The organism is Marinitoga sp. 1138 (assembly GCF_013363265.1).
GTDB lineage: Bacteria > Thermotogota > Thermotogae > Petrotogales > Petrotogaceae > Marinitoga > Marinitoga piezophila.
In genome coordinates this window covers 17,434-33,123 of sequence record NZ_LBFA01000012.1, presented here as the reverse complement: position 1 = coordinate 33,123, position 15,690 = coordinate 17,434, and the positions used below count along the sequence as shown (strand labels likewise).

Genomic DNA, 15,690 nt, shown 5'->3' with positions numbered 1-15,690 from the left:
GATGTACAAACTTCGAAGTGTAATATTAATCAGTGTAAGTTATTTAAGCGGAGTATTGGAAGACAATGCCAGTCCGTTTAATATAGCAGAATATATGGAAGTACCATACTTTACAAAAGAACAGGTATATGACTTACTTTCACAACATGAAAAAGAAACAGGGCAAATATTCGATGAAAAGGTAAAAGAATTAATATGGCACAACGCAGCAGGGCAACCTGGACTAACCAATGGTCTTGCATATGATTTAGTGGTAAAAAAAGCAAAAGGAGAAAAGATAATAACAGAAAAGCATTTTGAAAAAACATTATATGACTATATAAAAAAATACATAGACAAAAATATGGAAAATATAATATCAAAAGCACACGAAGAAAAAGAAATAGTAATGCAGATACTATTTGAACCAGAAAGCGTTGAATTTGATATAAGTGATGAAAGAATAAAATTTCTGTATTTACATGGAGTAATAGATGATTGCGAAGGAAAATGTTGTGTAAAAGTACCGTTATACTACAAAAAATTATATAATCATTTCAAACCAAAAATAAATGGAGAAAGAAAAAAAATATTAGAATATGAAGATAACCTGAAAAAATATATAGATAAAGACGGAAACTTAAAACTCAATGAGTTATTCAAAAGATATATAGAGTATATAAAAAGCAGAGGAGCTGTAATGTTCAAAGGCAGAAATTATTATGAAGGAGTATATCAATACAATTTGGATCAATTTTTAAGTACATACATGGGATTGCTTGATGGGAAAGTATATCCAGAAACACAAATAGGTGGAGGAAGAATAGATTTAATGGTAATGTATAAAGAAAAAGAATATCTAATAGAAGTAAAGGCAAATATAATAAAATACGAATATGAAATAGCAAAAAAACAATTAGTAGAATATTTAAAAAGAAGTGGTTTAAAAGAAGGCTGGCTTGTGATATATTCAGAAGCAATAGAGGACTTCAAACATGAAATAGAAGAAATAGAAGGAGTAAAAATCAATGTATGGTTTATAAAAACGAATTTTGAAAGTCCATCGAAAGTGAATTAAAATAACCCTTCCAGAATTTCTGGAAGGGTTATTTTAATTGATATTCGAAATATAATTTTACCAGGCAATTTTATAAAGACCATAATAAGTCAAAATATAGATATTGTCATTGATAATATTGAAATCAAGAGCACCGTCATTTAATTCAAGAAGATCCTCTATTTTGTTATTATTAATATCAAAAGTTAGTAGTTTTCCATTATATTTATTTTGAGAAAGAATGTAAATCTTATCATTTCTTATCTTCATTTTGTATTGATAAGCAGAATAATTTAAATTAATTATCTTTTTTAATTTTCCGTTTATTTTGAGAATAATTAAATCATTATAACTTGTAGTGAAAAATATTTCTTTATTATACACAATAATATTTGAATTTATATATGGCTTGAAATCTTTAAAGTTATTATAAACATCGAAAATGTTGAATATGAAATTGGTATGATTGTTTTCAAGTTTTTTTGAATACAGTTTTTCACCAATAGCAAATATAACATTATTTTCATAAAAAACAGAGTTTCCAAAACTTAAATGTTCATTTTTTATACTGACGCTTTCTATTAATTCATGAGAAAGCGTATTGCCATTATAAATGACTTTATAAACTCCGAAATTGTCTTTAATTATCAAATATAAATTATCATCTATAATTTTAGAGGAAGTATTATACGGCAATTTGGATAAGAAATTAGGAGATAAAATATTTAATATTATTTGTTTGTTTTCCAATTTTACAGAATATATTAAATTATTCATAAGCATTAATAGAGTGCCATTATTTAATTTTGAAAACAAAATAGGTGGAGTTTTTAAGTTAAATTTTTTCATAGTATAAAGCGTTCCATCAGCATTGAGAAATATTAATTTGTTATCCATTGTTGTAAATGCAATTTTGTTGTTTACAGGATATATCTGTAAAATTTGGTTCGTGGAATTATAAATCCATTCAATCTCGCTTTTCATGTTGATTTTTATAATTTCATTTTGAAGATTTCCAAGATATATATTATTAAAATCATCTACTATTATATTATGAAAGTTAGAAAATTTATCAAATTTATATATGTAGCCTTTTGCCAATAATACCTGAAAAGTTAGAACTATCAAAATAATAACAAAAAAAGTTTTTTTCATTTTTCCACTCCTTTCACTAATTTAAATTAAAGATGAAACTATATTTATTATAATAAAAAATATTAAAAAAAGTCAATGGTTCTTAAAAAAATCCATTTATTTTGAAATATTGGAAAAATGCTATTATTAATGTTATTTGAATTTTTTTTATAATTATGTTATATTTAAGTTGGTTGGTTGCATCAAGCAACTAACTAAAAATAAAACAACTAAAAAAGAATTGAAATTCGATTAGAAAATTATAAAATACATGGAGTGATTTAGATGATAAGAATTACCGATTCATTAATAAAAACATTGAATTTTATATGGAAAAAGGAAAAGACATATTTAATGGAAATTTCAAAAGAAACAGGTTTGGAAAAATCCACAGTTTCTCGTTCTTTGAATAAATTAAAAGATTTGAATTTAATAAAAAAGGTTGATGAATTATCTTCTACACCTCAAGGAGGAAGAAAAACAACTGTATTTCAATTTGCTTATTCAATAGGGCATATCCTTGGAATATCTGTTGAACAGGATGGTATTGAAGTTGCTTTGACTGATCTTGCAGGAAAGGTTATTTCTTCAAAAAGGATAAGCGTAATGATTAATGAAGAAAATATCATTTCTCAATTAAATAACGTTATTGAAAGTTACAGCGAACTGGATATATATGGCATTGGAATATCTCTTCCGGGTATTATTGATTCTAAAAATGGAAAGATTATATATTCCAAGGCTTTGAATATTAGAAACTTTAATCTTGTTTCAAAGATTGAGAGAAAGGATAATATCCCTGTTTATATTGAAAATGACAGTAATTGTGGGGCCTTATACTTTAATTTATGTAACAGGGAAAAATCGAAAAACATTTTATATTTTCATATTTCAATTCCATATTATGTTAACGACGGAACCGGTATAGGTGTTGGAATAATCATTAAAAACAGATTATATCATGGAAGTAATAATTATGCCGGTGAAGTTGAAATAAAAAAGGCCATGATTAATGATGAAAAGAGAATATCTTTTGAAGAGTTAAGAAACTATCCAATTGAAAAATTATTGGATAATTCCAGAGAATTTCTTGATTATTATTCAGAAAAGATTTCCAATTTTATCAGTGTATTTGATCCAGATACTGTATTAATAGGTGGAAATATCGTTTTGCTTGATAATGAATTTCTTGATGTGTTTATAAGTCAAATAAAAGAAAAAGTATTTATGTTTGAAAATAGAAATATTTATCTTAATCATACATCTTCTAAAGACTTTTTAACTTCGCGTGGAGCGGCTTCTTTGATATTACACAAGATGTTTTCCACTAAAAATGGTGCAGAAAAGTTCCTTGAAATATACTATAACATGAAAAAGAGGCGATAGGAATGAATTATGGGAAATTGTTCTTTTTAGGTTTTCCAGATGGATTGGATGACGAAGCAATTGAGATTATAAAAGAATATAAACCTGCTGGAGTAATATTATATCCAGGAAATATGAGAAGTATAGAAGAATTGCAGATTTCCATGGACAAATTATATTCACTTGATTTTCCGTTATTAATTACCTCCGACCATGAAGGCGGCCAGCTTGAGACAGTTCCGGGAATACTTTCTTCCCCTGGAAATTATTCTATTGGAAAGGTTAACGCCCCGGAATATGCATATGAGTATGGAAAATATTCCGGGGATAAATTAAAAGAATATGGTTTTAATATGGTTTTTTCTCCAGTTTTAGATGTTTTGCACAGAGATTCAAGTGCGGTTACTGGCTTTAGAATTTTTTCCGATGATCCGAGAAAGGTTGCAGAATTTGGTAAAGAATATATCAGGGGATTGTTAGATTCAGGTATTTTACCAACAGCAAAGCATTTTCCCGGTCATGGAAAGGCCATTCAGGATTCACATGAAGAAACTCCTGTAATCGATGATTTTTCATTTGAAGATGAAGATATTTTTCCATTTGAAGAAGCAATAAATACTGGAATTGAAATGATTATGACAGCCCATATTATCTATAAATCCCTGGACAAAGAGCTGGCTACAGTTTCAAAAAAAATATTAACGGATTTATTGCGTGAAAAGCTTAAATATAATGGTCTTGTAATTAGCGATGCCATTGAAATGAAAGCGTATTATAATAATTATTTTCCTGAAAAAGGCGTAAAGATGTTCTTTAATAATGGCGGAGATATCTTATTAATAGCAGAAGCAAGGGAAAACTTTAAACCTATATATAATGCCTTTATAAATGCAGTTGAGAATGGAGAAATTGATAAAAAACTTCTTAAAAACAAAATAGAAAAGATTGAGAAATTGCAAAAAAAGTATTATACATCGGAGTATAAGGGAAGTTTTTTGAATAAAATAGCAAGAAAGGCATTAAAGGTAAGTTTAAACGAGAAGTTTGAGTTAAAAAATCCTGCGATTTTTATTCCAAAACCAAAAAATCTCAGTCAGGCAGATACAACGGCAAATGACTTAAAGATTCTTGAAGAACTGGTAAAATTTGAATTTAAAGATGCAAATGTATATTCATATGATCCTGTTACAGGTGAAACGGAAGAAGAAAAATTTGAAGGTAATATTTCAATTTCTTTTGTGCTTGATTCATTTAGATTTTCAGAACAATTGCGATTGCAAAAAAGATTGAAGAGACAATTTAAAAAGGTTATTTATGTAATTATCAGAAATGATCAGGATGAAGAATTATATGAAAGCGATAATCATATAGTTACCTATTCAACGAAATTAATATCCATTTATCAGGCAATACGCGTAATTAAGGAACATCAAATATAAAATCACCAAATTTAAAGGGGAGGTATTTGTATGAAAAAGTTGTTTTTGGTATTGGTATTGAGTTTATTGGTAGTTTTCTCATTTGGTAAAACCAAGATAACATTCTGGGGGTTTATGCTTGATGATGAATCATCAGCAAAGATTCTTGGTCAATTTATGAAGGAAAATCCTGATATTGAAGTGGAGTATGTACAGTTATCATGGTCAAATGGTTTTGATAAAATTGTTACAGCTATTGCAGCAAATAATGCACCAGATGTTGTTGAACTTGGAAACACATGGGTTGCAAACTTTGCAAGTCAAAAAACTATTATGAATATGGACGATTATGCAGCAAAAGAAAAGGATCATTATTTTGGCTGGACTTCAGTTGAATATGATGGCCATTATTGGGCAATGCCATGGTTATTGGGAACAAGAGCTTTATTCTTTAATTTAGACTTATTTGAAAGAGCAGGACTTGATCCAAATAATCCACCAGAAACATGGGAAGAATTATATGTTGCAGCACAGAAAATCGATGCTTTAGGTGATGATATTTATGGATTTGGTATGCCAGCTGGTGAAAATTTCAGTCCATGGCAGCAATGGTTCTTACCAGCAGTATGGGGAAATGAAGCATCAATTCTCTCAAAGGATATGAAAAAATCATTATTATATTCAACAAAGGTTATAGAAACTGCAAAATTCTATAAAGCATTATCAAAATATTCATTAAAGACAAAACAGGCAGATTTAGCAAAAGCATTTGGAGAAGGAAAATTAGGTATGTATGTAAGTGGAGCATGGGATATTTCAGGAATTGAAAACAATTATCCAAATATATTATTTGATGTAACATTAATACCAAAACCAAACAAATGGAGCGGTTATCATGCATCATTTGCCGGAGCAGAAGTATTGGCAATTACAGAACAGTCAAAGCATAAAGAAGCAGCTATGAAATTAGTAAAATACTTATTAAAGTCAGACGTTGCAATGCAGATTACAAAATTAGTACCTTCAGTATTCCCTTCAGTAGTTGGAGCAGATAAGGATCCATGGTTTGAAGACCATCCAATGCATCAGGTATTCTATGAACAAAACAAATATGCAAGACCAGCACCTTCACATCCACAATGGTTCAAGATTCAGCAATATTTAACAGAAGCTATAGAAAAAATGATTTTAGAAGATCAGGATGTAGAAAGCACATTAAGATATTATAACCTCAAGATACAGCAAGTATTGAATCATTAAGAAAATTGCCTGCGTAGAGCCACCTACGCAGGCCTTTTAAGGAGTTGAAAAAATGAAAAAGAAAACACGATATAATTTAGAAACTCTTATATTGCTTTCGCCATTTTTAATAATATTTATGGTTTTTGGAATATTTCCAATAGGATATTCCTTTTTTATGAGTTTTACCAATTATACAGGATTAAATCCACATTTTGATTTTGTTGGATTTTCAAATTATACACGTGCATTTAGCGATGAAGTCTTTTTAAAGGCTTTAAAAAACACGTTTATATTTGTAATTGGAACTATTCCATTTACCACAACATTTTCTCTTATACTTGCTGTATTAATCAACAGTAAGTCATTGCCTTTAAAAGATTTATTTAAGGCTGGATTTTTTCTGCCTTCAGTAATATCCATGGTTGTTATATCAACAATATGGATATATCTATACAGCGCAAATGGATTTTTCAATCAAATGTTGCCGTTAATAGGAATAAAACCTCTTGGGACAAGCTGGCTTGCATCTACAAAAACAGCATTGCTCGCAATAATGATTATGGATATATGGGCAGCTATAGGTTATTATACCATATTATTCCTTGCAGGATTGCAAAGTATTCCTGGTGAGGTTTATGAAGCAGCATCAATAGACGGTGCTTCAAAAATACAGACATTTTTTTCTATAACATTACCTTTATTAAAACCAACTATGTTTTTCATTATATCCTTGAATACAATTAGATCATTTCAGATATTTGCAGAAATCTTCACCATGACAGGTGGAGGACCATCAAATGCCACACAGACAGTGGTACATTATCTCTATCAAACTTCGTTTAGGCAATTTGATATGGGTTATGCTTCTGCAATAGCATATATCTTAATGACGATAATTCTTATATTCACCATTATACAGAAGCGCCTGCTTAGGAGTGATATATAATGAAGAGATTTACATTTCTTTTGATTATGTTTGTTTTACTTGGAATCTCCCTATTTCCATTATTAACAATGTTTTTTACTGCAATAATTCCGCAGGGAAATTTAACACATGTGATTACTGAGAAATATCTTAATGATTTTGAGATTAAGTATATTCGTTATGTAAAAAGAAAAGTAAAAACATATAATGGCGCTAAAATAGGATTAGTAAAGGATTCTCCAGAAAGCACACAGAGTTTAAAGGTTTTAATCACAGGTGAAAACCAAAAAATAGCTCTTCTTACAAATGATATGGATTTAAGAGTTATGAAAACACTGGATTTTTATATAAAATCAGATAATGTAAAAGCTTTTGATATGCAGTTTTATGATATTGATGGCAATTATTCTGATATTAAGGTTGAAATTAATAATGATTCAAATAAATGGCAGAAAGTTTCAATTAGTTCAAAAAATATTAGCAAAAATGGTGTAAACTTGAAACACATAACCAAAATAGCATTTTTATTTAACACTAAAAATGCCACTGTTTATCTTGATGATTTTAAGATAAAATACAAATTCCCAACGATGCTAAATTTTGTAAACGTCTGGAAAGAAAATATGTTTGGGCGATATATGTTTAATAGTTTTATAATAGCTATTTTTGCAGTTGTTGGAAATATAATATTCTCTACAATGGTGGCATATGCATTTGCTCGAAGAGAATTTTTTGGAAAAAATGTGTTATTTTTAATAGTATTGGCAACTATGATGATTCCCCCTCAGGTTACCATAATACCAATATTTATCCTTATGAAAAACTTTGGATGGATTGATACCTATTATTCCCTAATCGTCCCGTTTCTTGTAACCCCATTTGGAATATTCTTATTAAAACAGTACATAGAACAACTCCCTATAGAGCTTGAACAGGCAGCATATGTGGATGGCGCAAATACCTTTCAGGTATTGTTCCATGTAATATTCCCATTGTCAAAACCAGCGCTTGCGGTTATGGGAATAAATACCTTTATCAGTTCATGGAATATGCTGTTTTATCCATTGGTAATGACTACTTCAAAGGAAATGAGAACTGTTCAGGTTGGTCTTGCATTATTCCAGAAGTTCAATCAGGTTGAATGGCCAACATTAATGGCAGCATCATCGATTATAGGAATACCGGTTATAATTGCATTTTTGATTTTCCAGAAACACATTATAGCCGGAATAACACAAGGGGCGGTGAAAGGATGAAAGGTGAAAAAACTTTAAGGGAAATAGAAAGAATACCGGAATTATTAAAACATACAAAGGAATTTGATTTTTCATTTGAAAAAGATAAAAAATATACCTTTGTAGGATGCGGTTCTTCATATAATCTTGGATACATTACAACAGAAATGCTAAGAAAAAATGGATATAATGCCGAAATAATTTCAGGTGGAAATGTAATAGTATTTGATAAGGTTCCAGAAAGCGATGTTGCAATATTCCTATCAAGAACAGGAGAATCAACAGAAACAGTGAAGGCTGTAGAGCATTTTAAAAAAAGAAAGATAAAGACCATAGGTATTACATGTGAAAAGAATTCAACACTTACAAAGGTATGCGATGAAAGTTTTGTTTTTGATTTTGCCAATGAAGAAAGCGTGGTAATGACAGGTTCTTTTGTGTTTATATTAAACTTTTTATTAAATGGTATAGAAAAGCATGAGCTTTCAAATGAATCAATTGAAGTGGTAAAGAATGTGGAAAGCATAATAGACAAAATAGACTTAAAAAAATTCAGCCATTTTGTATTTTTAGGTTTTGAAGAACAATATGGAATTTCTAAAGAAGGCGCTTTAAAGATTCAAGAAATGGCTATACAAAATGTGGAATTTCATGAGCCATTGGAATATAGACATGGACCAAAATCATTGGTTACGGATAAAACGCTTGTTATAATAAATTCAAAGGATACAAAAGAAGAAAGAATACTTGCAGAAGAATTAAGGGTAATGGAAGCCGAAGTGATTTTTGTAGGAGAAAATGGTGATTTAAAGATACCATATAAGAATGGATTTGAAAGTCCCCTCAAAATGATACTTCCGCAATATCTTGGATACAAAAAAGCTTTAACAGAAGGTCATAATCCAGATAAACCAAGAAATCTCAGCAAATCTGTTATTTTAGAATAAAAATACCCGGAGAAAACCTCCGGGTATTTTTATTATATTGCCCATTTTCCATTTTTCATAATTAATTCTTCTTTTCCGTCTTTTATTCCATAAACATCTAATTCTTCATTTCCAATCATAAAGTCTACATGTGTAATACTGGTATTTAAACCATGTTCTTTTAATTCTTCCTCAGACATTTTTGTTCCATCTTTAATACATATTGGATAAGCCTTTCCAAATGCAAAGTGTGAAGCGGCATTTTCATCAAAAAGCGTATTATAGAAAATAGTATTGAGTTGATAAATTGGTGAATCTACAGGGACAAGAGCCACTTCGCCAAGGTAGCTTGCGCCTTCATCAAGTGAAATTGCCTGTTTTAATACGTCTTCACCTTTTTCAGCAGTTACCTTTACGATTTTTCCGTCCTTAAATTCCATTGTAAACCCATCTATAATATTTCCGCCATAAACTAAAGGTTTGCTGTTTCTAACATATCCATTTATCTTATCTTTATGTGGAGCACTAAAAACCTCTTCCGTTGGAATGTTTGGTAAAAATACGGTTCCATCTACATTTTTTTGTGTTCCTGCAACCCAAATATGATTTTCCGGCATTCCAACCATTAAATCTGTTCCTGGCCCTTTGTATCTTAAATATTCATACTGTCTTTTATTTAAAAATTCCGTTCTTTTATTAAGATTTTCTATGTGTTTATTCCATAATTCCACAGGATCATCATTTTCATTAACCCTTATAGTTTTTAATATAGCATTCCATAAATCTTCAACGGGATTTGTGGATTCAGGGAAAACCTTTTTAGCCCATTTTTCATTAGGGACTGCCACAACAGACCAACTTACCTTTCCTGACATAATTTCTTTTGATACCTCTTTCATTGCCATTTGATTTGCTTTGGAGAATTTTCCTATAATTTCTGGAGGTATTTCCTTAAAAAGATCTGGATCTGAGCTAATTACACTGAGGAAAGCCCCTTTTTCGTCACAGAAAAATTTTGCTGCTTCAACTTCCCAACTGTGAACCTCCTCAATAATTTCTTCAGGTGCATTTTTTAATTTTAAAAAGGTTATATATTCATCACTATATCTAACATATACCTCTTTTGCCCCGGCTTCATAAGCCTTTTCAGCGATTAATCTTGAAAATTCAACAGCGTCTACAGAGGTTCTTAACAATAATCTCTGTCCTTTTTGAATATTTACGCCAACCCTCACAGCAAGTTCAGCATATTTTTCCAATAATTTTCTATCCATAATACACCTCTTTCTTTATAATATGAAATTACTTTTATTATAACATATAACTTCTGCCATCAATATAATCAGAATAAGTGGAAAAATGCACAATATTAAACTTTTATTATTTTTTATTACTTCTCAATGCAAATAAATGAATATAATCACAATAGTATTTTTTTTAATAAAGTGCTAATATTGAATTAAGGGGGTGAAAAAACATGGAAAAATTCTATGAAAAACCGCTTCTTGATGAGTTGCATGAAATTCAAAACACATATGGGTATATTCCAGAAGAACAGATTATCAGAATTGCAAAAAAAAGAGGTATGCCAAAATCTGAATTATATGGTGTAATAACTTTTTATTCAATGTTTCACACTAAACCACGTGGTCGTTATATAATTCGTGTATGTAATAGTCTATCCTGCCATTTAAATAACAGTAAAAATGTAGTTGAAATGATTAAAGAATATTTAGGGATTGACTCGGGAGAAACAACAAAGGATAGAAAATTTACACTTGAAATTGTTGAATGCTTGGGACATTGTGGTGAGGGACCTGTAATGATGATAAACAACAAAATATATACCAAAGTTACACCACAGCAGGCAGTTTCATTATTAAAAGACTGTATATAAAGGTGGTGAGAATATATGATAGAAGAAAAGATTTTTTTAAAAACTGACTTGAAAAAAACACCAGAAGAATATGAATACTTAGGGTTGAAAAACTCTTTGAAATTAATGCCAGAAGAAATTGTGAAAAAAATAACCGAATCTGGGTTGCGTGGAAGAGGTGGAGCAGGATTTCCAACAGGAAGAAAATGGCAATACGCCCTTGCTCAGGAAAATGATGTGAAATTTTTAATTTGTAATGCTGATGAGGGAGAACCAGGTACATTTAAAGACAGATTTTTATTGGAAAATATGCCATTTAAGGTACTTGAAGGAATCATTATAGCTGCTTATGCTGTAAAAGCAAATTACGGATATATTTATATTAGAGGTGAGTATTCAAAGGCTATAGAAATATTTGAAAAAACTATTAAAGATGCATATCATAGTGGGTTATTAGGAAAAGATATTTTGGGAAGCGGATTCGATTTTGAATTGAAACTGGTAAAGGGTGCAGGTGCATATGTTTGTGGTGACGAAACATCATTAATAAATTCAATAGAGGGTAAAAGAGGATTTTCAAGAATTAAACCTCCATATCCAGTTCAAGAAGGGTTATTTGGAAAACCAACTGTGGTAAATAATGTTGAAACATTAGCAACAGTTGCGGAGATTATGAAATATGAAGATAATGTATATGCCAGATTAGGAACTGAAAAAAGTAGAGGAACAAAACTTATATCAATAAATGGAGATGTTAAAGTTCCAGATGTGTATGAAATTGAATTTGGTAGTTGTACAATAAGGGAAATAGTGGAATTAGCAGGAGGACCTATTGAAGAATTAAACTTTGTAGTTCCAGGAGGTATAGCTACTTCAATATTAAAGGATAATGAGATTGATGTTAGATATACATATGAAGATCTCGAAGCAGCTGGAAGTTCTATTGGCTCTGGTGGAATGATAGTAGTATCCAAAAATCATGATTTAATTGAAATATTGCTCAATGTATCAGAGTTTTTTGTAAAAGAGACATGTGGAACTTGTTTCCCTTGCCGTGAAGGAAATAGGAATATCAAAGAGATATTATTGAAATTAAAAAGAAATGGCTATAATGATGAATATAAAAAGATAATAGGAGAATTGAAAGAATCTATTATGCTCGCTGCGAGATGTGGATTTGGACAATCCTCAGTTAATTTTATCTATTCTGTTCTTGATAAATTTTTTAAAGAAGAGGTGATTTAAATGAGAATCACTATAAATAATAGAGAATATGATATGCCAGAAGGAATTACTATTCTTGAAGCTGTAAAAAAAGCAAATATAAAAATACCAACATTGTGCTATATAGAAGGTATGGAGCCATATGGCGGATGTAGATTGTGCGTTGTTGAGGTTGAGGGTTCAAAAACATTAGTTCCATCATGTGCCGTGAAGATTTCTGAAGGGATGAAGATAAAAACACATTCTGAAAAGGTAAGAAGAGTTAGAAGAACGATAATGCAGTTGATAATAGCTTCTCATGGTATTAGTTGTGAATTGAATTGTTTGACATGTTCAAAAGCTACATCATGTGAATTAAAGGAAATTGCTGAAGAAATAGGAGTTACAAAGGTTAATATTCCACCAGTTGAGAAAAATCTTGTTTCTGATTATTCCAGTTATGCAATTGTTAGAGAACCCACAAAATGTATAGTTTGCGGAAGATGTATAAGAGCTTGCTCTAATATACAAAGTGTTAATATTTTCACATTTGCTGATAGAGGTCCAAATACAATAGTAACTACATTTATGGATGAAGGTATGGGAAATGTAGATTGTACAAATTGTGGTCAATGTGTAATGAATTGTCCTACGGGTGCATTACATGAGGTTTATCATATAGATGGTGTTTGGAATGCATTAAATGATCCGGAAAAAATAACTATAGTTCAAACTGCACCTGCGGTTAGGGTAGCTATAGGAGAACCATTTGGTATGGAACCTGGGACAATTTCAACAGGTAAACTCGTAGCAGCTTTAAGATTGTTGGGATTTGATAAGGTATTTGATACTAATTTTACTGCAGATTTGACTATTGTTGAGGAGGGAACTGAATTTATACATAGATTTAAGGAAGGTGGAAAGCTCCCATTATTTACTTCATGTAGTCCTGGTTGGATTAAGTTTATAGAACACAATTATCCTGAATATCTTCCTCATCTGTCTTCAGCAAAATCTCCACAACAGATGTTTGGTGCTGTTGCCAAACATTATTATGCAAAAAAATTGGGTATTCCGAAGGAAAAATTAGTAGTGGTATCGATAATGCCATGTACAGCGAAAAAATATGAAATGAACAGACCAGAACATGCTGGAGATGTAGATTTTGTATTGACGACAAGAGAATTAGCCAAGATGATAAAAGAGTCAGGAATAGACTTTAAAAATCTACCTGAAGAGGAATATGATAATCCATTTGGCATATCAACAGGCGCTGGAGCAATATTCGGCGCATCAGGTGGTGTTATGGAAGCCGCTTTGAGAACAGCGTATGAAATATTAACAGGAAGAGAGCTTGAAAAGCTTGATTTTACTGCTGTTAGAGGTTTGGATATGGTAAAAGAAGCCGAGGTTGAAATAAATGGAAAGATTATAAAAGTAGCTGTTGTAAATACCTTGGGTGCAGCAAGAAAATTGCTTGAAAGAATGAAAAATGGCGAAGTGGAATATCATTTTGTAGAATTTATGGCATGTCCGGGTGGATGTATAGGTGGTGGCGGACAACCAATTCCTACAACAGAGGAAATTTTATTAAAGAGAATGGAAGCAATTTATGAAATTGATTATGGTTCAAAATTAAGAAAATCACACGAAAATCCTGCTGTAAAAGAATTGTATAAAGAATTTTTAGGTGAACCAAATAGTGAAATAGCCCATCATCTCCTTCATACTCATTATGTTGCCAGAAATTAATAAAATCCCCGATTGATATTCATCAATCGGGGATTTTTATATAATGTTTATTCGGTTAAATTTCCGTCTTTGCTAAATTTAAATTTTTGATCATTTAAAGCAATTCCAATAGAACTTATTATTACATTATTATAAGTTTCTCCATTATATTCATATGTTCCAACAAATGCGCCATTGGCAAAATGACCTTTAAATGTGCCACCATTTTTAAGTTTTATTACAAGTTCATTATCCACAATCTGGAAACTTTCTATATTGGAATCTTCGCTTGAAGCATCTCCTTTAGTAATTGATTTATCTGTAGCTTCAAACCATTGCCAGCCTATACTAAAGACATAATTATCATTTGAATCCTTTTTCAAAGAGACATAATATCCATTTCCAGTATCATTACCATTCCAGAACTTTTTAATAGTTCCTTCATATTCTGCAGTATTTTCTCCTGTTTCTTCTAATTCAATAATTTCCTTATATGAGAAATTATTTTCGCTTATATTTTCTGGTGAATCCCACCATTCCATAAATACTTTCTTATAATGCGTAAGATTATTTTCTGAACCAGTGGCATCTATAGTTACATCATCACTTGCAGAATACCAGATTACGCCTATATTTCCAGTTGCTGTAAAGGATTTTGTTGTTTGATCCTTTCCAACCGTTTTGAACCTAACAACAGTTTTTGTGTCGGTATCCCAGAGAAAATCCTTTTCTGTTTTGATATATGTGATACCTGAATTCATAAATATATCTTCTCCATTAATTTCTGTTGAAGATTCGGTATAAAATTCTTCTGCTGTAATTCTATTCCAGAAAGAATCAATTTCAGAAATAGTATGTGAATACCAATCTATACCTGTTGTTGTGGCAGGTTGTGGGATATTATCCGGATATAGATATTCATTTAGATTTTGCAAAATATCAGGTGCTTCAAACATTGCATATCCTACAGTAGAATCCCAATCTTCTTTTTGTTCAATAATATTTCTATTAACAACGCTACCATCTGATAATACTGTTTTATATTCTAAGAGATTTTTCAATTTGAATTCCCAGGAATTAAATGCAACCTTATATTTTTCATAATCATATTTTACAGAAAGATCAAGATAAGGATCCATATATACTTCTAAGATATATCCTGTACTTTCATCTGTTAATGTTGTAGGAGTCATATAAAATGCAGCTCTAATATGAGAATCTTTACCGTAAAAGTTATCAAAATACCCTGTATTAGGAACTCTTACGGTGTTAGAACCTGTACCTCCGTATTCAATATAAACCTGTTCAGGAGTTTTGCCGATTAAATCGGGGATATGTTCTATATTTACTGTTTTTTCTGGAATAACATCCTCTTTTTTCCCCTGAGCAAGACCAATTATTGTTTCAGCAGTTGAAATATATTCCCTTAACGGTGCGAGTGTTTCAGCAACAGGTTTTAGTGAAGCTTCTTCTTTATTAAAAATACATCCTGAAAACAGAATGCTTAAAGCAAGAATAAATAATAATAATACTTTTTTCATAAAAATCACCTCTGATAATTTTTGTATTGATTATATTTTTAAAATTGTTCAATATTAT

General features: G+C 30.5%; 13 protein-coding genes. 10 read left to right on the top strand and 3 right to left on the bottom strand.

All coding sequences use genetic code 11. The features are described from left to right. On the top strand, positions 1–1,057 hold a 1,057-nt coding region (locus XO11_RS05040), incomplete at its 5' end, for an AAA-like domain-containing protein (protein ID WP_175418256.1). Between the two features lie 57 nt (positions 1,058–1,114). Here the strand turns inward: XO11_RS05040 and XO11_RS05035 are convergent. Beyond that, positions 1,115–2,191, bottom strand: a complete 1,077-nt coding sequence (locus XO11_RS05035) for a hypothetical protein (RefSeq protein ID WP_175418255.1) — start codon at positions 2,189–2,191, stop codon at positions 1,115–1,117. Between the two features lie 264 nt (positions 2,192–2,455). On the opposite strand from XO11_RS05035, the gene XO11_RS05030 reads away from it, so the two are divergent. The 6 genes from XO11_RS05030 to XO11_RS05005 are packed head-to-tail and all read left to right on the top strand — an operon-like array spanning position 2,456 to position 9,302. Continuing rightward, complete coding sequence (locus XO11_RS05030; RefSeq protein WP_014296506.1) at positions 2,456–3,556, top strand: ROK family transcriptional regulator; 1,101 nt, start codon at positions 2,456–2,458, stop codon at positions 3,554–3,556. 2 nt (positions 3,557–3,558) lie between these two features. Then, a complete protein-coding gene (locus XO11_RS05025) occupies positions 3,559–4,974 on the top strand; it encodes a glycoside hydrolase family 3 protein (protein WP_217671846.1) in 1,416 nt (471 codons plus the stop codon). 30 nt (positions 4,975–5,004) lie between these two features. Beyond that, a complete protein-coding gene (locus XO11_RS05020) occupies positions 5,005–6,213 on the top strand; it encodes an extracellular solute-binding protein (RefSeq protein WP_014296504.1) in 1,209 nt (402 codons plus the stop codon). A 52-nt stretch (positions 6,214–6,265) separates the two neighbouring features. Further along, positions 6,266–7,141, top strand: a complete 876-nt coding sequence (locus tag XO11_RS05015) for a carbohydrate ABC transporter permease (protein WP_014296503.1) — start codon at positions 6,266–6,268, stop codon at positions 7,139–7,141. Then, positions 7,141–8,376, top strand: a complete 1,236-nt coding sequence (locus tag XO11_RS05010) for a carbohydrate ABC transporter permease (protein ID WP_014296502.1) — start codon at positions 7,141–7,143, stop codon at positions 8,374–8,376. The genes XO11_RS05015 and XO11_RS05010 overlap by 1 nt, the downstream gene beginning before the upstream one ends. Beyond that, positions 8,373–9,302 (top strand): SIS domain-containing protein, encoded by a 930-nt coding sequence (locus tag XO11_RS05005; RefSeq protein WP_014296501.1) that lies wholly within the window; start codon positions 8,373–8,375, stop codon positions 9,300–9,302. Before XO11_RS05010 ends, XO11_RS05005 begins: the two co-directional genes overlap by 4 nt. Before the next feature lie 32 nt (positions 9,303–9,334). Here the strand turns inward: XO11_RS05005 and XO11_RS05000 are convergent, their stop codons facing one another. Continuing rightward, positions 9,335–10,555, bottom strand: coding sequence for an aminopeptidase (locus tag XO11_RS05000; RefSeq protein ID WP_014296500.1), 1,221 nt, complete (start codon positions 10,553–10,555; stop codon positions 9,335–9,337). Between the two features lie 203 nt (positions 10,556–10,758). On the opposite strand from XO11_RS05000, the gene nuoE reads away from it, so the two are divergent. From nuoE to XO11_RS04985, 3 genes are read left to right on the top strand one after another with little or no spacing between them, the layout of a single operon-like run. Continuing rightward, the gene (gene nuoE / locus XO11_RS04995; protein WP_075780458.1) at positions 10,759–11,178 is read left to right on the top strand and encodes an NADH-quinone oxidoreductase subunit NuoE; all 420 of its coding nucleotides are present in this window, start codon (positions 10,759–10,761) and stop codon (positions 11,176–11,178) included. A gap of 15 nt (positions 11,179–11,193) precedes the next feature. Then, the gene (locus tag XO11_RS04990) at positions 11,194–12,402 is read left to right on the top strand and encodes an NADH-quinone oxidoreductase subunit F (protein ID WP_175418254.1); all 1,209 of its coding nucleotides are present in this window, start codon (positions 11,194–11,196) and stop codon (positions 12,400–12,402) included. Then, the gene (locus XO11_RS04985) at positions 12,403–14,112 is read left to right on the top strand and encodes an NADH-dependent [FeFe] hydrogenase, group A6 (RefSeq protein ID WP_175418253.1); all 1,710 of its coding nucleotides are present in this window, start codon (positions 12,403–12,405) and stop codon (positions 14,110–14,112) included. Between the two features lie 47 nt (positions 14,113–14,159). Here the strand turns inward: XO11_RS04985 and XO11_RS04980 are convergent, their stop codons facing one another. After that, a complete protein-coding gene (locus XO11_RS04980; RefSeq protein ID WP_175418252.1) occupies positions 14,160–15,632 on the bottom strand; it encodes a hypothetical protein in 1,473 nt (490 codons plus the stop codon). Between the last annotated feature and the right edge of the window lie 58 nt (positions 15,633–15,690).

Coding starts and splice junctions, on each gene's coding strand:
- XO11_RS05035 (WP_175418255.1), bottom strand. CDS start 2,191: ATGAAAAAAACTTTTTTTGTTATTATTTTGATAGTTCTAACTTTTCAG.
- XO11_RS05030 (WP_014296506.1), top strand. CDS start 2,456: ATGATAAGAATTACCGATTCATTAATAAAAACATTGAATTTTATATGG.
- XO11_RS05025 (WP_217671846.1), top strand. CDS start 3,559: ATGAATTATGGGAAATTGTTCTTTTTAGGTTTTCCAGATGGATTGGAT.
- XO11_RS05020 (WP_014296504.1), top strand. CDS start 5,005: ATGAAAAAGTTGTTTTTGGTATTGGTATTGAGTTTATTGGTAGTTTTC.
- XO11_RS05015 (WP_014296503.1), top strand. CDS start 6,266: ATGAAAAAGAAAACACGATATAATTTAGAAACTCTTATATTGCTTTCG.
- XO11_RS05010 (WP_014296502.1), top strand. CDS start 7,141: ATGAAGAGATTTACATTTCTTTTGATTATGTTTGTTTTACTTGGAATC.
- XO11_RS05005 (WP_014296501.1), top strand. CDS start 8,373: ATGAAAGGTGAAAAAACTTTAAGGGAAATAGAAAGAATACCGGAATTA.
- XO11_RS05000 (WP_014296500.1), bottom strand. CDS start 10,555: ATGGATAGAAAATTATTGGAAAAATATGCTGAACTTGCTGTGAGGGTT.
- nuoE (WP_075780458.1), top strand. CDS start 10,759: ATGGAAAAATTCTATGAAAAACCGCTTCTTGATGAGTTGCATGAAATT.
- XO11_RS04990 (WP_175418254.1), top strand. CDS start 11,194: ATGATAGAAGAAAAGATTTTTTTAAAAACTGACTTGAAAAAAACACCA.
- XO11_RS04985 (WP_175418253.1), top strand. CDS start 12,403: ATGAGAATCACTATAAATAATAGAGAATATGATATGCCAGAAGGAATT.
- XO11_RS04980 (WP_175418252.1), bottom strand. CDS start 15,632: ATGAAAAAAGTATTATTATTATTTATTCTTGCTTTAAGCATTCTGTTT.